Below are 19,977 nucleotides of genomic sequence, written 5' to 3' on the forward strand. Positions count from 1 at the left end.
CCCGGCGGCCTGGCGCTGGCCATGCACCCGGCGGCCTGGCGCCGGCCATGCACCCGACGGCCTGGCGCCGGCCATGCACCCGGTGGCCCGGCGCCGGCGGTGAGCTCGTGCGGCGCTACAGCCCGACCGCCGGCTCGAACTTGGCCCGGTGCGTGGCAAAGAAGGTCTTCACGTTGCGCACATTGGCGTCTTGCGTGAACAGGCGCTGCACCAGCGCGTGATAGGCCGGCATGTCGGCCAGCCACAGCACCAGCAGCAGATCGGGCCCGGGGCTCACCCGCCAGCACTGCTGCACGGCGGCATCGGCCACGGCGCGGGCCTCGAAGGCCGCCACATGCTCGGCGCCCTGGCGGTCGAGCGTGATCTCCACGATGGCCTGCAGCCCGCCGGCGCGCTGCGGCGACACGATGGCCACCTGGCGCTCGATGACGCCAGCCTCCACCAGCCGCCGCACCCGCCGCAGCGCCGTGGCCGGCGACACATGCGCGGCCTCGGCCAGCGCCTGGTTGGAGCGCGAGGCGTCTTGCTGCAGCAGGCTCAGCAGGCGGCGATCGATCGCATCCAGCGCATCAGTCGCATTGTTTTCTTGCGTTGAGTCGGCCATTGGTGCCTGAAAATTTCAGACGCGATCATGCATGCGAACGGATTGCAGAATCAAGTCGATTTTGCACGCCTCTTTCATGCGGCCTTCGCTAGCATGCGCGGCACCCACTGTTCACCACCGCAAACAAAGGCCCAACCCATGTGTGGCATCGTCGCAGCCGTCAGCAATCGCAACATCGTGTCCGTGCTGGTGGAGGGCCTCAAGCGCCTGGAGTACCGCGGCTACGACAGCTGCGGTGTGGCCGTGCACCAGCATGGCGGCCCGCGCCGCACCCGCAGCACCAGCCGCGTGGCCGAGCTGGACGCGCTGATCGCCGCCGACCAGGTGTCCGGCGGCACCGGCATCGCCCACACCCGCTGGGCCACCCACGGCGCGCCGGCGGTGCACAACGCCCACCCGCACTTCTCGGGTGATCGTATTGCGCTGGTGCACAACGGCATCATCGAGAACCATGACGAATTGCGCGCCGAGCTGCAGGGCAAGGGCTATGTGTTCGACAGCCAGACCGACACCGAGGTCATCGCCCACCTGATCCACCAGCTCTACGACGGCGACCTGCTCGACGCCGTGCAGCGCGCCGTGGTGCGCCTGAAGGGCGCCTACGCGATCGCCGTGTTTGCCAAGGACGAGCCGCACCGCGTGGTGGGCGCGCGTGAAGGCAGCCCGCTGGTGCTGGGTGTGGGGGAAGGCGAAACCTTTCTGGCCAGCGATGCCATGGCCCTGGCCGGCGTGACCGACCAGATCGTCTACCTGGAAGAAGGCGACGTGGTCGACCTGCACCTGGGCAAGCACTGGATCAGCCAGCGCCAGGCCGACGGCACCTTTGCCCGCGTGGAGCGCCCGGTGCGCACCGTGCACGCCCACAGCGGCGCGGCCGAGCTGGGCCCCTACCGCCACTACATGCAGAAGGAAATCTTCGAGCAGCCCAAGGCCATTGCCGACACGCTGGAAGGCGTGGCCGGCTTCGACCCCGACCTGTTTGGCGACAAGGCCGGCGAGGTGTTTGACGGCATCGACCGCGTGCTGATCCTGGCCTGCGGCACCAGCAGCTACTCGGGCATGACCGCCAAGTACTGGCTGGAAGCCATTGCCGGCATCCCCTGCAGCGTGGAGATCGCCAGCGAATACCGCTACCGCGAGAGCGTGCCCGACCCGCGCACCCTGGTGGTCACCATCAGCCAGAGCGGCGAAACCGCCGACACCCTGGCCGCGTTGAAGCATGCCCGCTCACTCGGCATGACCCGCACCCTGACCATCTGCAACGTGGCCACCAGCGCCATGGTGCGCGAGTGCGAGCTGGCCTACATCACCCGCGCTGGCGTGGAAATCGGCGTGGCCAGCACCAAGGCCTTCACCACCCAGCTGGTGGCGTTGTTTCTGCTGACCATGGTGCTGGCCAAGCGCCGCGGCAAGCTCAAGCAAGAGGGCGAGGCCGCCGCGCTGCGCAACCTGCGCCACCTGCCCGCCGCCCTGCAGGCCGTGCTGGCGCTGGAGCCGCAGATCATCGGCTGGGCCGAGCAGTTTGTGCCGCGCCAGAACGCGCTGTTTCTCGGCCGCGGCCGCCACTACCCCATCGCGCTGGAAGGCGCCTTGAAGCTCAAGGAGATCAGCTACATCCACGCCGAGGCCTACCCGGCCGGCGAGCTCAAGCACGGCCCGCTGGCCCTGGTGGATGCCAGCATGCCGGTGATCACCGTGGCCCCGGCCGACGACCTGCTGGAAAAGCTCAAGAGCAACATGCAGGAAGTGCGCGCCCGCGCCGGCGAGCTGTATGTGTTTGCCGATGCCGACACCCACATCGAGAGCAGCCCCGGCATCCACGTGATCCGCCTGCCCGAACACTACGGCGCATTGAGCCCCATCCTGCACGTGGTGCCGCTGCAGCTGCTGGCCTATCACACAGCCTGCGCGCGCGGCACCGACGTGGACAAGCCGCGCAACCTGGCGAAGAGTGTGACGGTGGAGTGAGGGCAGGGACGCCCGTCACTGGATGTTCCGACCAAAAAAAGTCGTAAACATCAAAGTCGAAAACGCGACAACAAAGTCGAAAACTCCCGAAGGCAAAGGCCAGTTCCTGAACGCTCTGGCCCCCCAAGTACCCGACGCAGCGCGGTTACCGCAGGCTGCCCAGCCGCTTCGGGCTACGCTTTTCGCGCCTGTCCGACCGACTGAAGACTTACTCCACTCATTGGGGCGCGACAGGCCACCTCTTCTGGCCATCGGATCGAAAGCTGTTCGGGCAGCGATCGCGCCTGCGCAGAGTCGCCCTGTTCCTGGCTTGGATGCTTGCGGCTTTTCTGGCTGTGGCCATGTCCGGTTCCGGCTGGCAATGATCGACAGCGCGCGCCCGTCAAGGCAGTCTCAAGTCCATGCCGAGCATCCTGGCGAGTCCGAACGTCAAGGTCAGCAAGACGAGCAGCACAAGCAGGAAGATGGCACCGATCTTGGTGCCCACGCGCAGCAGCGCTTGCCCGTCGGCCTTCGTCTTCTCTTGGTCGTAATGCCACTTGATGGCGAAGTACATGCCAGTGGCGAAAACCAAACCCTTGAAGAGAACGAAGGCGACAAGAACCCAATCCACTGGTGCACCTTCGGCGCTGGCTCGACAGCGGCCATCTTGACCGCAAACCAGAGCCGATGGCATTGGACGTTTTGACTCACCACGCGTCCACAGAGACGTTGCGGTCGGCTGAAGTGTTCTGGGCCCACCGGCCTGTGAACACGCACGCAGCCAACGCACAAGGGTAGGCGACACTTGCGCCCTCATGTCCGCCACCCCCCCGAACGACGCCTCGCGCGCTGCCAAGCCGCCGGCGCTGCCCCATCCGAAGCACCTGCAACGCCTGCCGGCAAACATCGGCTGGGCGCAGCTGGAGCGCATCCGCCATGCCGTGCACTGCCTGCCGCAGGTGGTGAAGCCCGCCGACTATGTGCCCGAGAACAGCCCCGGCTTCGAGAGCCGGCTGGACACGCTGGGCCTGGTGCAACTGCAGAAGGCGGCGCCCAGTGGTCGCCCCAGCCGCTGGATAGCGCCCGGGCTGATGGACAGCGCGCTGGCCCACCTGGATGCCGTCGGCACGGGGCCCGACGCCCGCCCGCTGATGCTGGAACGCCGCGCCGCGCTGGAAGGCCTGGGCGTCACGCGACAGGGCGGCGATTTTTCGCGGCAGGTGAGCCACACGCTTCACGTGCCGGTGCCCGAGGGCCTGCCGTGGCCGATCACGGTGTCGTTTCGCGTGCCGGTGGATGCGGCACCGGTGTGGGCCTTCTACCGCAGCGGTGACCTGGCCGCCCTGCGGGCCGCGCTGGGGCCGCCACCGGCCCATCCGCAGGCTGCCGAGCTGGCGTTGCACCTGGCCCAGCTGGTCGCCCGCAGCCACGCCTACCAGCCCCGCCGCCTGGACGAACTGCTGCCACGGCTGCAGACCGAATGCGCCGTGGTGATGCCGACGCCTGAGCTGAAGGCCGCCTGCATGCGCGCGCAGGACCGCTGGGAACACCGCGTGGCTGAGCTGGACACGCTGGACGACCTGAACCACGAGCTGGCGTTCCAGGGCTACCCCGACACCTTTCCCAAGGCGCGCCAGCTGCAACGCAGCGTCACGCTGTACGTGGGCCCACCCAACAGCGGCAAGACACATGCGGCGTTCGAACGCCTGGCCCACGCGCACAGTGGCGCCTACCTGGCACCGCTGCGCCTGCTGGCACTGGAAGGGCGTGACCGCCTGGTGGCGCGCGGCGTGCCGTGCTCGCTGCTGACTGGCGAGGAGAACGACCCCGCGCCGGGCGCCCGCGTGGTCTCCAGCACCATCGAGATGGTGGGCACCAACACGCCCATCGACGTGGCGGTGATCGACGAAGCGCAGATGATCTTCGACGGCGCGCGCGGCTGGGCCTGGACGCAGGCCATCGTCGCGGTGCCGGCCAACGAACTGATCATCATCTGTTCCGACTTCGCGGTGCCGGCCATCGAGCGGCTGCTGGGCCTGTGCGGCGAACGCTGCACCGTGCGCGCGTTTGAACGCAAGCAGCATGTGCAGTTGCTGCCGCGGCCGGTGGCCATCGACACGCTGCGCCTGGGCGACGCGGTGGTGGCCTTCAGCCGGCGCGACGTGCTCACGCTGCGCGACCGCATCTCGGCCAGCGGGCATCCGGTCTCGGTGATCTACGGCGCGCTGCCGCCCGAGGTGCGCCGGCGCGAAGCCGAGCGTTTTGCCAGCGGCCAATCGCACATCCTGGTGGCGACCGACGCCATCGGCATGGGGCTGAACCTGCCGATCCGGCGCGTGCTGTTCAGCACCCTGACCAAGTTCGACGGCACCAACGACCGGCCGCTGGACGAGAGCGAGGTGCACCAGATTGCCGGCCGCGCCGGGCGCTACGGTTTGCACGAGGAAGGCTTTGCCGGCGTGCTGGACACGGCCGAGCCGCACGCCGCACGCCGCCTGAGTGACGCGCTGCACAAGCACCCGCGCGCGCCGCGCGACTTCAAGGCCCCGGTGGCACCGAACCCGTGGCACGTGAAGACCATCGCGCAGCGCCTGCACAAGACCCGGCTGCGCGAGGTGCTGGGCGTCTTCGTCGAACAACTCAAGCTGGACGACGCCCACTTCGCCGTGGCCGAGCTCGACCAGATGCTGGAGCTGGCGCAAGCGCTGGACCAGACCGCCGCCAAGCTGCCGCTGCGCGACCGCTTCAAGTACGCGCAGGCGCCGGTGGACACGCGCACCGAATCGATGTTCCAGGAGTTTCTGGACTGGAGCAGCCGCCATGCGCTGACCGGCGTGGCCGGCAAGCCCTGGTTCCTCGACGCGGTGGACGGCCACAGCCGTCTCGATCGCATGGAACAGGCCTTGCGCGGCTGCACGCTGTGGTTGTGGCTGGATCTGCGCTTTCCCGGTGTGTACGGCCACGTGGAGGAGGTGCACGCATTGCGCGCCGGGCTCAACGAGGGCATCGAGCGGCAACTCAAGGGCAAGCGCCCGCTGGCGCAGGTGCGGCACGGCCGGCGTTGACGGCCGCTTCACCGGCCCGCTGGCCCCTGAGCAGGAGCCTGACTGCATGCAATGGGCACAAGGGGCGTGGGGGCCGGTGCATCCCCATGGCGATTGCCGCGTTCGTGCCGTCAGCGCACAGGCCGCAGGCCGCGCAGTGGCCGGCGCAGCAGCGGCAGGGCCGCCAGCCACAGCGCCAGCGTGGCGGGTTCAGGCACTGGCGCTGCGGTCAGCAGCAGCGAGATGCCGCCGTCGTTGTCGGGCAGAAAGTAGTCGGCCGCAACAAAGCCGACGGTTGCCGCGTGCTTCAGCGTGAAGGTGTAGGCCGGCGTGGCCAGGAAGGCTGCGGTGGCCTGGGCCCGGGTGTCCCAGGCGCAGAAGTGGTTGCGGCAGGTCGGTTCGGTGAGCGACTGGCCATCCACCAGCACGCTGAAGCGGCCGCTGGGCAGCTGTTCGGCGACGACGTAGTGGCTGCCCCAGCTGCCCGGTTGCGGCACCTCGAAGTTCCAGGTGTCGTACAGCGCGCCGGGCATGCCCCAGGCGTTGACCAGGCTGTAGCGGCCGGGCAGCAGGTCGAGCAGCACTGGCTTGTCGAGCTCGATCACCGAGCCCACTGCCAACGGGTAGCTCAGCGGCAACACGGTGCCGGCGCCGTCGCTGCCGTGGCCCTTGATGTTGATCAGTGTGTCGGCCTGTGCCGTGGTGCTGGCCAGCAGCAGCGCCAGCGCTGCGCCCAGGGCGGTGTGCGTGTTCATCGGAAGCTCCTTGCAATGCGCGGCGAAGGCCGGGCTTGCTGGAGAACACGCGAATGCCGGCGTGCATCCGCCAGGCGCTGCGGCAACCCCCCTAACAGCGATCAATGCAGCGACAGCAGGCGCGTGGGCGGCCCTGGCGTGGCAGCGGCGATCTCGCGTTGCGCGGCTTGCAGATCGGCGCGCAGCGCATGGCCGGCGGGCACGGTGGCCACCGCCTCGTCGCGTGCAGTGGCAAACGCGGCCATCGCCTCAGCGCGCGCCTCGGGCGCCGCGTGCAGCGCCTGCACCCAGCGCAGCACGGCCAGGCACTTCAGCAGCCGCGGGTTGGTGCTGCCCAGCGCCGCGCGCATGGCCTGGCAGGCCTGGTCGGCCAGGCTCACCGCATGGGCCTGGTGGCGGCTGGCCAGCGCCAGCTGCCACTGCTTGTTGGCCCGTTCCACCGGGTTGTCGGCCTGGCCCATGCGGGCGGCGAAGTCGAGCGAGGCCTGCAGCAGGCGCACGCCTTCGTCGCGCCGGCCCTGGGCCAGCACCGCATCGGCCAGAAAGGCGCGGGCGTTCTCGCGGTAGCGCGTGGGCTCGGCGTACCTGGCCTCCAGCTGGGCCAGCAGCTCGCGCGCCAGTGCTTCGGCCTGCTGCGGCTGGCCGGCCAGGGTCAGCAGCCGCACCAGTTGCAGGCGCACCAGGTTCACCGCCTCGGGCTCGGCCGCGGCGCGCGGCAGCACGTTGGCGATGTTGGCCTGCTGCACGGTCACCGCCTCGTCGGCGCGACCCAGCTCGGCCAAGGCGCGGGCGAAGGTGGAGCGTGCAATGGCGCTGCGGTCATGCGCCTTGCCGAGGTGCTGGTCGAACAGCGGCAACATCGCGCGGTAGTCGGCTTCGGCCTGCGCGTAGTCACCCCGCACAAAACGCACGCTGGCCAGCTGCGCGCGGGTGACCAGCAGGTCGGTCATCGGAAAGGCCGGCAGGGTGGGCGCCTGCCGCTCGATCTGGCGGATCAGGGCCTGGGCGTCGTCGATCTGGCCGCGGGCGATCTGCAGCGCGGCCACGTTCTGCGCCACGCTCAGAAAATCCACGCTGTGCTCGCCGCTGTAGGCGCGTTGCTGCGCCAGTGCCTGCTCGGCCAGCGGCAGCGCCTGGTCGAGCTGGCCGGTCTGCGACGCCAGCCAGGCCTGGCTGGCCAGGATGCGGCCGCTCCAGCGGTGCGGTGTCGGGCCTAGCGCGTTGCCGGCCGCCATCGCCGCGCTGAAGCTGGCCTGCGCGGCGGAAAAATCTCGCAAGTCGCGCTGGGCCTGGGCCTTGAAGAACATCGCGTCCACCCACTCGGCATCGCGTGGGCGGGGCCGGGCGAGGGCCCGGTCCAGGTGCTGCACGGCCGGCTGGAAGGCGCCCATCTCGAAGTAGATGATGCCCACGGTCTGATGCAGCCGGGCCGCCACGGCGGGCTGCTGCCCGAACTCGGTGTCGATCTGCCCGGCGGCCAGCGTCAGCAGCTGGCGTGCGCTGCGTTCCTGGCCCTGGGCCTGCTGGGGGTCGTTGTAGCTCAGCACCTTGGCCAGAAAGGCCTGCACGGCCTGTGACTGCTGCGCCTGCGCCGTGGCGCGCTGGGCCTGCCACAGCGCCACCGTGGCACCCGTCAGCAGCGCCACGGCCACGGCGGTGCCCGCGCCGTAGCCCAGCGCATGCCGGCGCAGGCTGCGGCCCAGCCGGTAATGCCAGGTGGCGGGACGGGCGCGCACCGGCAGCCGGCCCAGATGGCGCTCGATGTCCTCGGCCAGTGCCGCGGCGCTGGCGTAGCGCGCGGCCGGCTGCAGGGCCAGCGCCTTCATCACGATGGTGTCAAGGTCACCGCGCAGCGCGCGGCTGCGTGCGGCGGTGCCCACCGCCAGGCTGGGGCGCTGCACCTCGGCGTTGAGGATGGCTTCTTCCAGCGCCGCCGCGCTGTCGCGCTTGAGCCGGTAGGGCAGCTGGCCGGTCAGCAGTTCGTACAGCAGCACGCCCAGCGAATACACGTCGCTGCTCACGCCCAGCGGCCGCCCGGCCACCTGCTCGGGGCTGGCGTACTGCGGCGTCATCGCGCGGCCGCCCAGCTGGGTCAGCACGCTGTCGGCCGACAGCGCCGGCGCCACATCGGCCGCCAGCAGCTTGGCCACGCCAAAGTCCAGCAGCTTGACGGCGCCTTGCGCGTCCACCATCACATTGGCCGGCTTGAGGTCGCGGTGGATGACCAGCTGGCCGTGGGCATGCTGCACGGCCTGCAGCACCGGCAGGAACAGGCGCAGCCGCGCCGGCACGTCCAGCCCCTGCGCCGTGGCGTGGTGGGTGATGGGCTGGCCTTCGATGTACTCCAGCGCCAGCCAGGGCTGGCCCTCGTCTTCGCCGGCGTCCAGCACCTGCGCGATGTTGGCGTGCTGCAGCATCGACAGGATGGCCCGCTCGCGCAGAAAGCGTTCGGTGATCAGCCGCGAGCCCGGCGTGTGCTGCGGCAGCTTCAGCGCCACCTGGCGCTGGTGCGCGCCGTCGCAGCGCTGCGCCAGCCACACGGTGGCCATGCCGCCGCGGCCCAGTTCACGCAGCAGCCGCCACGGGCCCAGCGTGGTGCCGGGCTGCTGTGGCGTGCGCTCGGCGCCGGCGTTCAGAAAGTCGGCCGTCTCGATGGCGCGGCGGTCTTGCAGCAGCTTGCGCAGCGCGTCCTTCAGATGGGGCGGGTGCAGCGCCAGCGCGGCCAGCCATTGGCCGCGTTCGGTCGGCAGCAGTTCCAGCGCGGCGTCCAGCTGGCGCAGCACCTCGGTCCACTCGTGCGCCTGCAGCTTCATGGGCGGATGCCTGCTCGGTGAAAGCTCGGGGCTCGACGACAGGCACGCGATGGCGACGGCCCATCCGCCATCGGCCGGCGCATCAGCCGGCCTTCAGGCTGGCGTAGAGAAAGCTGCGCGCCTTCTCCCAGTCGCGTTCGACGCTGCGCTTGCCCACGCCCAGCGCACGGGCGATCTCGTCCATCTCCAGCCCGACAAAAAAGCGCATCTCGACCACCTGCACCAGGCGCGGGTCGATGCCCGCCAGTTCGGCCAGCGCCTCGTGCACGGCCAGGATCTGCGCGTCGCCGGCGGGCAGCGCGTTGGCGGCCGCGGTGTCCAGCGTGATGTGGCACTGGCCACCGCCACGGCGGTCGGTGCGGGCCTCGCGCACCAGATCAACCACCACTGAACGCATCACGCTGGCCGCGTAGGTCAGGAAGTGGCCGCGGTCCTTGACCTCGAGCTGCTGCAGCTTGACCAGGCGCAGATAGCTCTCGTGCACCAGCGCGGTGGTGTCCAGGCCTTGCGGTCCGTCGCCCAGGCACAGCCTGGCGTGGGCGATGCGGCGCAGATCGGCATAGAGCAGTTCGCAGAGCCTGCTGACGGCGGCGCCGTTGCCCTGGCCGGCCTGCTGGATGAGTGTGGTGATCTCTCCCATGGGCCCGATTCTGAGGCCTGGCCCGCTGGCGCACAGCGGTGCGCCTAACGTCAAAAGGTGATGGGCGGTGGATGCCCGTGGCCGGTAGCCCGCGGCCCGCGGCCCGCGGCCCGCGGCCCGCGGCCCGCGGCTGACGTACGCTGTGGTGCCGTTGAATGGCCGCATCCGCCGTGAGGCGGCCCAAAGCGATCCCGCCACACACCATGCCCATTGCCGTCATCGACTTCGAAACCACCGGCAGCGCACCCAGCCAGGGTGCGCGTGCCACCGAGATTGCCGCCGTGCTGGTGGACGGCGGCCGCATCGTCGGCCACTACCAGAGCCTGATGCGCAGCGGCGCCTGGGTGCCACCCTTCATCGAGCAACTCACGGGCATCAGCAACCGGATGCTGGCCGACGCGCCACCATCGCAGCAGGTGATGCACGAGGTGCTGGCCTTCACGGCCGGCTGCCCGCTGGTGGCGCACAACGCGGCCTTTGACCGCGCGTTCTGGCGCAGCGAGGCGGCGCTGGCCCGTGCGGGCACCGACGGTGGCCGCGGCGGTGACACCGGCCAGGCCGTCGACGACCCGCCCTTTGCGTGCACCGTGCGCTTGTCGCGCCGGCTCTTTCCGCAGGCCCCCAACCACCGCCTGGGCACGCTGGCGGCATGGCATCGCCTGCCCGATGCCGGGCGCGCCCACCGCGCCCTGGCCGACGCCACGGTCACCGCCCACCTGCTGCTGCGCCTGCAGGACGAGCTGGCGCTGCGCCTGGGCCATGGGTGCAGCGCCGCGATCGACCATGCGCTGCTGTGCACCGTGCAGACCTGGCCGGTGGCCGGCGTGGCCAAGGCGCTGGCGGCACGCGCCGGCGCGCGCTGAGTGCCGGGTCGGGCACGGCGGCAGCGGGCCGCCAACGGCCCGCCTGCAGCGCCTGCCGCCAACGGCCCGCCTACAGCGCCTGCCGCCAACGGCCCGCCTGACGCTCAGACCGCGAACAGCTTCTGGATGCTCGACCTCAGCCACATCGTGGCCGAATCCTTGTGCGCGCGGCGGTGCCAGAACTGGTGCACCGGGATCACCGGCGCCTTGACCGGCGTCTCGAAGATGCGCAGCTCGGCGTAGCGCGAGCAGATGTCGGCCAGGTCGCGCGGCACGGTGGCGATCAGGTCGCTGGCTTCGATGATGGGCGGCAGGCTCATGAAGTGCGAGATCTCCAGCGCCACATCGCGCCGCAGCCCCTGCTGCTGCAGGTATTGCTCGAACACATGGGCCCGCCCGTCGGGCTTGACGAGCACATGGCGCATCGCCAGGTACGCGTCCACGCTCAGCGGCGCCTCGCCGTCGCCCACGCCGGGGTGGCCGCGCCGCACCACGCAGACATGGTGGTTGTCGAACAGCTTCTGGCGAAAGAACTCGGCGCTGTCGAGGTCGGGAAAGTAGCCCAGCGCCAGGTCGGCCGCACCCGAGGCCAGCGCCTCCGACGCGGCCAGCCGCGGGCGCGACACCACGCGCAGGCGCAGGTGCGGCGCCGCCTGCGCCAGGTAGGCCAGCAGTGGCGGCACGAAGTGGATCTCGCCGATGTCGGGCGTGATCAGCGTGAAGATGCGCTCGCTGGTGGCGGGGTCGAACTCGGCGCTGTTCAGGATCTCGGTCTTCACCGTCTCCACCACGCGCCGCACATGCGGCGCCAGCGCCTGGGCGCGCAGCGTGGGTTCCATGTGGCTGCCGGTCTTGACGAACAGCGCGTCGCCGAACAGCGCGCGCAGCCGGTTCAGCGCCGCGCTCATGGCGGGTTGGCTGAGCCCGATGGCCTCGCCCGCGCGGGTCACGCTGCGGTGCTCGGCCATCGCGTCAAAGCTCACCAGCAGATTCAGGTCGACCTTGGAGATATCCATTCGCTGGATTCTAAATATCCATCCCATCATCTGGATGAATTGAAGGCGTTTTCCTAGAGTTGCTGCCAGTGCAAAGCAATGCCTCGCCCGCCCCGGGCAAAGAGGCTCACCTGGAGACGACACCCATGTCCACGCTGACCCTGGCGCAGGCCAATGCCCTGCTGGCCGCTGCGCTGGCCGCTGCCCGCGCCGCCGGCCACGCGCCGATGGCCGTGGTGGTGCTGGACGAAGCCGGCCACCTCAAGGCCGCCCAGCGCGAAGACGGCGCCAGCATGTTCCGCATCGACATCGCCACCGCCAAGGCCTGGGGCGCGGTGGGCATGGGCGCGTCGAGCCGGCTGCTGGCCGAGCGCGCCAAAGCCAACCCCAACTTCTTCACCACCCTGGCCGACACGGCCAGGGGCCGCTTCCTGCCGCAGACGGGCGCCGTGCTGATCAAGGACGGCGCGGGCCGCGTGCTGGGCGCGGTGGGCGCCTCGGGCGGCAGCGGCGACGAGGACGAGGCCATTTGCATGGCCGGGGTGCAGGCCGCCGGCCTGGTGGCCGGATGAGCTTGCAGCCCTGCGCCTGCCGCGGCATCGACGTGCACGCGCACGTGGTGCCCGAGCACTTTCCGGCCTACCTGGGCGCGCATGTGCCGGCGCAGTGGCCGCACACCGTGGCCGCGCCCGCGCAGGGCGGGCTCTGCCACCGCCACGTGATGATTGCCGGCCAGCAGTACCGCACGGTGTCGGAGAAGTGCTGGAGCACGCCGCGCCGCCTGGCCGACCTGCCCGGCATGGGCCTGGCCCGGCAGGTGATCTCGCCGATGCCCGAGCTGCTGAGCTACTGGCTGGCGCCGGCCGATGCCCATGCGCTGCTGCGCTACCTGAACGAGCAGACCGCCGCCATGGTGGCCGACAGCGGCGGCGCGCTGCTGGGCCTGGCCGCCGTGCCGCTGCAGGATCTTTCGCTTGCCATCGCCGAGCTGCGCCACGCCGTCGAGGCGCTGGGCCTGGTGGGTGTGGAGCTGGGCAGCAATGTCAACGGCGTGCCCATCGGCCACCCGTGCTTCCTGCCCTTCTTCCAGGCCTGCGAGGCGCTGGACGTGCCGGTCTTCGTGCACGCCCTCAAGCCCACCGGCATGGACCGCCTGGTGGGCCCCGCGCCGCTGCAGCAGGTGCTGGCCTACCCGAGCGACGTGGGCCTGGCCGCGGCCTCGGTCATCACCGCCAACCTGCTGCTGGCCTGCCCGCGCCTGCGCATCGCCTTCAGCCATGGCGGCGGCACGCTGGCCATGCTGCTGCCGCGCCTGCAGCAGGGCTGGCAGGTGTTTGCGGCGCTGCGCGAGCAGGTGCAGGCCTCGCCGCTGGCGCAGGCGCGCCAGCTGTTCTTCGACACGCTGGTGTTCGACGAATCCACGCTGCGCCATCTGGTCGATCGCTTCGGCCCGGGCCAGCTGATGCTGGGCAGCGACTACCCCTTCAACTTCCATGAGCGCACGCCGGCGCAGCGTGTCGAGGCCGCCGGCTTTGACGGCGCCACCGTCAGCGCGCTGCTGCATGGCAATGCCGAGCGTTTTTTCGGCCTCACCCCACAGGCTATCCCATGAGTTCACGCTGGATCAGCGGGCTGCGCAGCGTGGCCCTCGACGTGCCCGACCTGGCGCGCGCCGAGCGCTTCTACACCGAGGTCTGGCGGCTGCGGCTGGCCGCCCGCACGGCCGACACGATCTACCTGCGCGGCAGCGGTGCCGACCACCACCTGCTGGCGCTGCATGCTGCCCGCACGCTGGCCATCCGCCAGGTCACGCTGCGCGCCCGCCACCCGGCCGCGCTGGCCGAGCTGGCCCGGGCGGCGGTGGCTGCGGGTGGCCGTGTGCTGCGGGGCCCGGCCCCGCTGGACGAGCCCGGCGGCGGCACCGGCCTGAGCCTGCGCGACCCCTGCGGCCGCTTGTTCCAGGTGGTGCACGGCGACGCCCGCCACACCGACACCGACGAGCAGGCCGACAGCCCCATCCGCCTGGCCCATGCGGTGCTCAACAGCCAGGCGCTGCCGGCCAGCCAGGCCTGGATCGAGCAGGCGCTGGGCTTCACGTTGACCGATCGCACGCGCATCATGGCCTTTCTGAACTGCGACCGTGACCACCACACGCTCGCCCTCGGCGACGCCGACAACGACGCGCTCAACCACATCGCGTTCGTGATGCCCAGCGTCGACGCCGTCATGCGTGGCGGCGGCCGCATGCGCGATGCCGGCCATGCCATCGAGTGGGGCCCCGGCCGCCACGGCCCCGGCAACAACGCCTTCAACTACTTCATCGGCCCGTTCGGCGAGGTCATCGAGTACACGGCCGAGGTCGAGCAGATCGATGACAGCTACCGCGCCGGTGGCCCCGCCGACTGGACCTGGCCGCCCGGCCGCGTTGACCAATGGGGCATCTCGGCCCCGCCCAGCGCCGCGCTCAAGGCCGCGCAGCGCAGCGTCTTCTTCATCCCGACCTGAATCGAGCCCCGCCATGAAATTCACCACCTTCCTCAGCACCGATGGCCAGCCCCGCCTGGGCCTGGTCGATGGCGACCAGGTCATCGACCTGAACGCCGCCCAGCCGCAGGTGCCGGCCGGGCTGCGCGCGGCGCTGGAAGCCGGCGCCGACCTGGCCAGCGCCGGCGCCGCGGCCCTGGCCAGCCAGGCGCCGCGCCTGCCGCTGGCCAGCCTGGCGCTGGCCCCGCTGGTGCCCGAACCCGGCAAGACCATCTGCCTGGGCCTGAACTACTACGACCACGCCAAGGAAGGCGGCCGCGAGAAGCCCGACTACCCGTGGTTCTTCTTTCGCGGCAAGAGCTCGCTGATCGGCCACGGCGCCGCGGGCCAGCTGCCCAGCGTGTCGGAGAAGTTCGACTACGAGGCCGAGCTGGCCCTGGTCATCGGCAGCCGGGTGCCGCGCCACGTCAGCCAGGCCGACGCGCTGCAACACGTGTTCGGCTACACCTGCTTCAACGACATGTCGGTGCGCGACTACCAGAAGCGCACGCCGCAATGGACCATCGGCAAGAACTTCGACGCCACCGGCGGCTTCGGCCCGGTGCTCGTCACCGCCGATGAGCTGGCCCCCGGCGCCACCGGCCTGCGCATCCAGAGCCGGCTCAACGGCCAGGTGATGCAGGACGCCTCCACCACCGACATGATCTGGGGCGTGGCCGAGACCATCGCGCTGCTGTCCGACTGCCTGACGCTGGAGCCGGGCGATGTCATCGTCATGGGCACGCCGGCCGGCGTGGGCCAGGCGCGCACGCCGCCAGTGTGGATGAAGGACGGCGACGTGATCGAGATCGCCATCGAGCGCATCGGCACGCTGGTCAATCCGATCCGCCGCGAAAAGGCCTGAGCGATGGCCGAGCCGCTTTATGACGTGGCCATCGTCGGCTTCGGGCCCAGCGGCGCCGTGGCGGCGGCGCTGCTGGGCCAGGCCGGCTTCAAGGTCTTCGTGGCCGATCGGGCGCACGAGGTCTACGACCGCCCGCGCGCCATCGCGCTGGACCACGAGGTGTTGCGCGTGTTCCAGCAGCTGGGCGTGGTCGAGCAGATCGAGCCCTTCATGGAGCCGTTCACCGACTCGTGCTACTACGGCGTGGACGGCGAGCTGATCCGCCGCATGACGATGGTGGCGCCGCCCTATCCGCAGGGCTACACGCCCTCGGTGGTGTTCACCCAGCCGCCGCTCGAGCAGGCGCTGCGCCGCGCGGTGGCCGCGCGGCCGTCGGTCATCGTCCAGACCGGGCTGACGGTGGTCGACCTGCAGCAGACGCCCGAGCAGGTGCTGCTGCACTGCCGCGCCGAAGACGGCCGCGAGCAGCAGGTGCGCGCGCGCTACGCCATCGGCTGCGACGGCGCCTCCAGCACCGTGCGCGAGCGGGTCGGCATCACGCTGCGCGACCTGTCCTTTGACGAGCCCTGGCTGGTGGTCGACGTGCTGGCCAATGCGCAGGGCCTGGCCAAGCTGCCCACCACCAGCGTGCAGTACTGCGAGCCCGAGCGGCCCTGCACCTACGTGATCGGCCCCAAGAACCACCGCCGCTGGGAGATCTCGCTGAAGGCCGGCGAAGACCCCCGCGCCGTGGTCGAGGACGATGCCACCTGGGCGCTGCTGTCGCGCTGGCTCACGCCGGCCGATGGCACGCTGTGGCGCCAGGCCGCCTACCGCTTCCATGCGCTGGTGGCCGAGCAGTGGCGCGTGGGCCGCGTCTTCATCGCCGGCGACGCCGCGCACCAGCAGCCGCCCTTTCTGGGCCAGGGCATGTGCCAGGGCGTGCGCGATGTCGTCAACCTGGCCTGGAAGCTGGCCGCCGTGCTGCACGGCGAGGTGCAGGGCGCCGCCGCCGACACGCTGCTCGACAGCTACGGCCTCGAGCGCCAGGCCCACGTCACCGAGCTGACCACCCGCCTGAAGGGCATTGGCGCGGTGATCTGCGAACGCGACGTGGCCGCGGCACGCAGCCGCGACCGCCAGATGCTGGCCGAAGGCGTGGCGCCCAGGCCGCGCCAGGACGTCTTGCCGCGGCTGAGCACCGGCCTGCTGGACGGCAGCCCTGCGGCGGGCAGCCTGGCGCCCCAGCCCTGGCTGCAGCTGCCCGACCGCCGCGTGCGCATGGACCACTGGCTGGGCTGCGGCTGGCGCCTGCTGATCGCGGCCGGCAGCGACCTGGGCGGGCCCACGCCGGAGCAGGCCCGCATGCTCGCACTGCAGACGCTGCGCCTGGGCCATGGCGAGGGCTGCCTGGCCGAGGCCGAGGGCGTGATGGCGCGCTGGTTCGCGGCCCAGGGCTGCCAGGCCGTGCTGCTGCGGCCCGACCACTACGTCTACGGCACGGCCGCCGATGCCGCCGGCCTGCGCGCCTTGCTGGACGGCGCCAAGGCCGCCCTGCATGGCTGATCACCCGGATACTCCGACCATGAGCACCGTGCCCGAACCGCTGACCACGCCGCCGGCCCAGCCGTTGGCCCAGCAGTTGGCCGCCCTGGGCGCCGGCGCCAGCCTGCCCGATGTGCAGGCCCTGTACGAGCCGCTGCTGGCGCTGCAGCCCACCGACGGCGTGCTGCAGCTGAGCCCTCAGCGCTACGGCGCCCACGCGCGCCAGGTGCTCGATGTTTATCGCCCGGCCGCCCAGGCCGGCGCGGCCTGCCCGCTGCTGCTGTTTTTCCACGGTGGCGGCTTCATCCGCGGCGACAAGGCGCACAAGGCCAACATCGGCTGGCATCTGGCGCGCCACGGCATCGTCACCGTGCTGCCCAACTACCGCCTCGCGCCCGAGCACCGCTGGCCCGCCGGGCCCGAGGACGTGGCCGCCGCCCTGGCCTGGGCGCGCGCGCATGCGCACAGCCTGGGCGCCGACCCCGCGCGCATCGTGCTGATGGGCGAGTCGGCCGGCGCGGCACATGTGGCGGCGGCCTGCCTGATGCAGCGCTTTGGCGTGTCCGGCATCCGCGGCGCCATCCTGGTGTCCGGGCCGTACAACGCCCGGCTCGAGCGCCTGTCGCGCGAGGCCTTCGGCATCGCCACGCCCGACCCGCGCAACGACGCCTACTTCGGCACCGACGAGCCCGAGGCGCTGGCCGCCATGAGCATCACCGAGCAGCTGGACGCGGCGCCGCTGCCGCTGCTGATCAGCTACGCCGAGCGCGATCTGCTGCAGATGCAGGTGCAGGCCGGCGAGCTGTTTGCGCGGCTGGCCGGGCGGCATGGCTTCAGGCCCGAGCTGCAGGTCATCCGCCACCACAACCACTTCTCGCAGACCCTGGCCGTCAACACCGGCGACCCCAGCCTGAGCGGGCCGGTGCTGGACTTCATCGCCCGACACGCGCGCTGACAGGCCCGCCGTCCAACGCCCGCCGGGTGCCCCGGCAGACTCACCATGCCCCACCCGACCGGCGCCCGCGCCGCCTGCCAAGCCGCCGCCTGGGCGACCCTGTTGCTGACCGGGCTGACCGGGCTGACCGGGCAGGCCGCCGGCGGCGCGCTCGAGCAGCCGGTGATCGGCGTGCGCACACGGGCCGTGCTGTGGCAGGACGGCCTGCAGTTCCGCGACGCCAACGGCAGCGGCAGGCTCGATGCCTACGAGGACTGGCGCCTGCCGGCCGAGGCGCGGGCCGCCGATCTGCTGGCCCGCATGAGCCTGGCCGACAAGGCCGGCATGATGCTGATCGACACGCTCAACCCCGCCTTCGGTGGCGTGGTGGCCGAGCCGGCCGGCGACTACCTGGCCCGCCAGGGCATGCGGCACTTCATCTTTCGCAGCGAGGTCACCGGCGCACCGGTCAAGGCCACCAGGGCCGGCCTGAACGGCCAGCCGGTCACGCCGCTGGAGGCTGCGAGCTGGACCAATGCCATCCAGGCCCAGGCCGAGAGCCTGCCGCTGGGCATTCCGGTGCTGTTCAAGTCCAACGCCCGCAACCACTATGACCGCGCGGCGCGCTTTGGCGTCAACACCGGCGCGGGGGCCTTCTCGGCCTGGCCCAAGGAGCCCGGCCTGGCGGCCACGCGCGACCTGGCGCTGATCCAGGACTTTGCCCGCACCATCGGCGCCGAGTGGGCCGCCATCGGCCTGCGCGGCATGTACGGCTACATGGCCGACACCGCAACCGAGCCACGCTGGTTCCGCGTCAGCGAGACCTTCAGCGAAGACTTCGACCTCAACGCCGACATCGTGCGCACGCTGGTGCAGCACCTGCAGGGCGGGCCGCTCCATCCCCGCTCGCCGGTGGCCCTGACCTTGAAGCACTTTCCGGGCGGCGGGCCGCAGGAGATGGGGCTGGACCCGCACTACTCGTTCGGCAAGACCCAGGTCTATCCAGCCGGCCGGTTTGCCGACCACCTGAAGCCCTTCAAGGCCGCCATCGAGGCCGGCGTGTCGGCCGTGATGCCCTACTACGGCGTGCCGGTGAACCTGCGCCATGACGGCGTGAGCCACGGCCCGACGGGCTTTGCGTTTTCGCGCCTGATCGTCAACGACCTGCTGCGCGACACGCTGGGCTTCAAGGGCGCTGTCAATTCCGACACCGGCATCGTCACCCACCGCGCCTGGGGCCTGGAGGGCCTGACCGTGGCCGAGCGCGTGGCCACGGCCATCAACAGCGGCAACGACATCCTGTCGGGCTTTCATTCGCGGCAGGCCATCGTCGACCTGGTGGCCGCCGGCCTGGTGGGCGAGGCCCGCATCGACGAGGCCGTGACCCGCCTGCTGGTGGCGCTGTTCAGGCTGGGCCTGTTCGAGAACCCGTATGTCGATGCCGCCCAGGCCGCCGCCATCGTCGGCAATGCCCAGGCGGTGGCAAAGGGGCTCGACGCGCAGCGCAAGTCCATCGTGCTGCTGCAGAACCCGGCCCGGCTGCTGCCGCTGCCGCTGCCCACCCGCAGCGCGCCGGTGCGGCTGTACACGATGGGCCTCAACGCCGATGTGCTGGCCCGCAGCGGCTACACCGTGGTGACCGGTGACCGCGCCAACGCCAACGCCAACGCCAACGCCAACGCCCAGCGGCCCAGCGCCGCCGGCGCCGACTACGCCCTGATCCGCGTGGAGGTCAGCAACCCCTATGCGCCGGCCGCGGCCGGGCCGCTGGCCCAGCCCACCGGCCTGTACCGCAGCCAGGACCCGCTGTGGGGTGCCAACCCGGCGCACATCGACCCGCGCACCGGCAAGACCTGGGGCGCGCAAGACCCCTGCGTGCTGCAGCCGGCCCGCAACCCCGTGTGCGTGGACGATGCGATCGGCCTGATCGGCCCCGGCGTGCCGGCCGGGCTGATTTTTGGCGGCGCGCTGCCGTGGGAGGTCAACCACCTGTCCTTCAGCACCATGGCGGCCTCGGCCTCGTGGCAGATCAGCCCCAGCCTGGCCGACATCCAGGCGGTGATGAACGAGGTCGGCGCCGAGCGCGTGGTGCTCGGCATCTACTTCCGCCAGCCCTATGTGCTGGACGAGGCCAGCGGGCTCAGGCGCGCAGGCGCCATCCTGGCCAGCTTCGGCGTCAGCGACGAGGCGCTGATGGACATCATCACCGGCCGCTTCGCGCCCGCCGGCAAGCTGCCCTTCGCGCTGGCCAGCCACCTGCAGGCCGTCATCGACAACCAGCCGGACGCGCCGGGTTATCCGGCCGCCGACACGCTGTTTCCGTTCGGTTTCGGGCTGAGCTACTGAGCCATGGCCCCCGGTGTTTTCCCTCGCTCGCGGGGCCGTGACGGCGCAACTTTGCGGGCCGGAACCCGCGCCACGCCCGGGCCCGCCGCACCGCCGGCAGACCATCCACAAGATGGATTTG

General features: G+C 71.1%; 16 protein-coding genes. 10 read left to right on the forward strand and 6 right to left on the reverse strand.

All coding sequences use genetic code 11. The annotated features are described in order from the left end of the window. Nucleotides 1-115: 115 nt before the first annotated feature. Complete coding sequence (locus tag N4G63_RS22210) at nucleotides 116-604, reverse strand: Lrp/AsnC family transcriptional regulator (RefSeq protein ID WP_260789799.1); 489 nt, start codon at nucleotides 602-604, stop codon at nucleotides 116-118. A gap of 138 nt (nucleotides 605-742) precedes the next feature. On the opposite strand from N4G63_RS22210, the gene glmS reads away from it, so the two are divergent. Beyond that, a complete protein-coding gene (gene glmS / locus N4G63_RS22215) occupies nucleotides 743-2,572 on the forward strand; it encodes a glutamine--fructose-6-phosphate transaminase (isomerizing) (RefSeq protein ID WP_260789800.1) in 1,830 nt (609 codons plus the stop codon). Nucleotides 2,573-2,954: 382 nt separating this feature from the next. Here the strand turns inward: glmS and N4G63_RS22220 are convergent, their stop codons facing one another. Further along, nucleotides 2,955-3,185, reverse strand: a complete 231-nt coding sequence (locus N4G63_RS22220; RefSeq protein ID WP_260790229.1) for a hypothetical protein — start codon at nucleotides 3,183-3,185, stop codon at nucleotides 2,955-2,957. 184 nt (nucleotides 3,186-3,369) lie between these two features. Here N4G63_RS22220 and N4G63_RS22225 point away from each other — a divergent pair, with 184 nt between their 5' ends. Beyond that, on the forward strand, nucleotides 3,370-5,619 hold the full coding sequence (locus N4G63_RS22225; RefSeq protein ID WP_260789802.1) for a helicase-related protein: 2,250 nt from the start codon (nucleotides 3,370-3,372) through the stop codon (nucleotides 5,617-5,619). Nucleotides 5,620-5,729: 110 nt separating this feature from the next. Here the strand turns inward: N4G63_RS22225 and N4G63_RS22230 are convergent, their stop codons facing one another. The 3 genes from N4G63_RS22230 to N4G63_RS22240 form a co-directional block, all read right to left on the reverse strand. Continuing rightward, the gene (locus N4G63_RS22230) at nucleotides 5,730-6,353 is read right to left on the reverse strand and encodes a hypothetical protein (RefSeq protein ID WP_260789803.1); all 624 of its coding nucleotides are present in this window, start codon (nucleotides 6,351-6,353) and stop codon (nucleotides 5,730-5,732) included. A gap of 101 nt (nucleotides 6,354-6,454) precedes the next feature. Next, a complete protein-coding gene (locus N4G63_RS22235) occupies nucleotides 6,455-9,166 on the reverse strand; it encodes a serine/threonine-protein kinase (protein ID WP_260789804.1) in 2,712 nt (903 codons plus the stop codon). A gap of 82 nt (nucleotides 9,167-9,248) precedes the next feature. Then, nucleotides 9,249-9,806 (reverse strand): ECF-type sigma factor, encoded by a 558-nt coding sequence (locus tag N4G63_RS22240; protein ID WP_314600313.1) that lies wholly within the window; start codon nucleotides 9,804-9,806, stop codon nucleotides 9,249-9,251. A gap of 203 nt (nucleotides 9,807-10,009) precedes the next feature. Between N4G63_RS22240 and N4G63_RS22245 the strand changes: the two genes are divergently transcribed. Next, entirely contained in the window at nucleotides 10,010-10,669 is a 660-nt protein-coding gene (locus tag N4G63_RS22245) for a 3'-5' exonuclease (protein WP_260789806.1), read from the forward strand. Between the two features lie 104 nt (nucleotides 10,670-10,773). On the opposite strand, the gene N4G63_RS22250 is transcribed toward N4G63_RS22245, so the two are convergent. Further along, nucleotides 10,774-11,685: a LysR family transcriptional regulator gene (locus tag N4G63_RS22250; RefSeq protein ID WP_260789807.1), complete on the reverse strand. Its 912-nt coding sequence runs from the start codon at nucleotides 11,683-11,685 to the stop codon at nucleotides 10,774-10,776. A gap of 125 nt (nucleotides 11,686-11,810) precedes the next feature. Between N4G63_RS22250 and N4G63_RS22255 the strand changes: the two genes are divergently transcribed. From N4G63_RS22255 to N4G63_RS22285, 7 genes are read left to right on the forward strand one after another with little or no spacing between them, the layout of a single operon-like run. Beyond that, nucleotides 11,811-12,236, forward strand: coding sequence for a GlcG/HbpS family heme-binding protein (locus N4G63_RS22255; RefSeq protein WP_260789808.1), 426 nt, complete (start codon nucleotides 11,811-11,813; stop codon nucleotides 12,234-12,236). Next, on the forward strand, nucleotides 12,233-13,276 hold the full coding sequence (locus N4G63_RS22260) for an amidohydrolase family protein (protein WP_314600314.1): 1,044 nt from the start codon (nucleotides 12,233-12,235) through the stop codon (nucleotides 13,274-13,276). The genes N4G63_RS22255 and N4G63_RS22260 overlap by 4 nt, the downstream gene beginning before the upstream one ends. After that, the gene (locus N4G63_RS22265; protein ID WP_260789810.1) at nucleotides 13,273-14,169 is read left to right on the forward strand and encodes a VOC family protein; all 897 of its coding nucleotides are present in this window, start codon (nucleotides 13,273-13,275) and stop codon (nucleotides 14,167-14,169) included. Before N4G63_RS22260 ends, N4G63_RS22265 begins: the two co-directional genes overlap by 4 nt. Before the next feature lie 13 nt (nucleotides 14,170-14,182). After that, nucleotides 14,183-15,052 (forward strand): fumarylacetoacetate hydrolase family protein, encoded by an 870-nt coding sequence (locus tag N4G63_RS22270; RefSeq protein ID WP_314600315.1) that lies wholly within the window; start codon nucleotides 14,183-14,185, stop codon nucleotides 15,050-15,052. A 3-nt stretch (nucleotides 15,053-15,055) separates the two neighbouring features. Continuing rightward, nucleotides 15,056-16,597, forward strand: coding sequence for a bifunctional 3-(3-hydroxy-phenyl)propionate/3-hydroxycinnamic acid hydroxylase (locus N4G63_RS22275; protein WP_314600316.1), 1,542 nt, complete (start codon nucleotides 15,056-15,058; stop codon nucleotides 16,595-16,597). 19 nt (nucleotides 16,598-16,616) lie between these two features. After that, nucleotides 16,617-17,531 (forward strand): alpha/beta hydrolase, encoded by a 915-nt coding sequence (locus tag N4G63_RS22280; RefSeq protein ID WP_260789812.1) that lies wholly within the window; start codon nucleotides 16,617-16,619, stop codon nucleotides 17,529-17,531. A 45-nt stretch (nucleotides 17,532-17,576) separates the two neighbouring features. Continuing rightward, on the forward strand, nucleotides 17,577-19,856 hold the full coding sequence (locus tag N4G63_RS22285; protein ID WP_260789813.1) for a glycoside hydrolase family 3 protein: 2,280 nt from the start codon (nucleotides 17,577-17,579) through the stop codon (nucleotides 19,854-19,856). Nucleotides 19,857-19,977: the final 121 nt, after the last annotated feature.

Origin of the sequence: Aquabacterium sp. OR-4 (genome assembly GCF_025290835.2) — a bacterium.
Classification (GTDB): domain Bacteria; phylum Pseudomonadota; class Gammaproteobacteria; order Burkholderiales; family Burkholderiaceae_C; genus Pseudaquabacterium.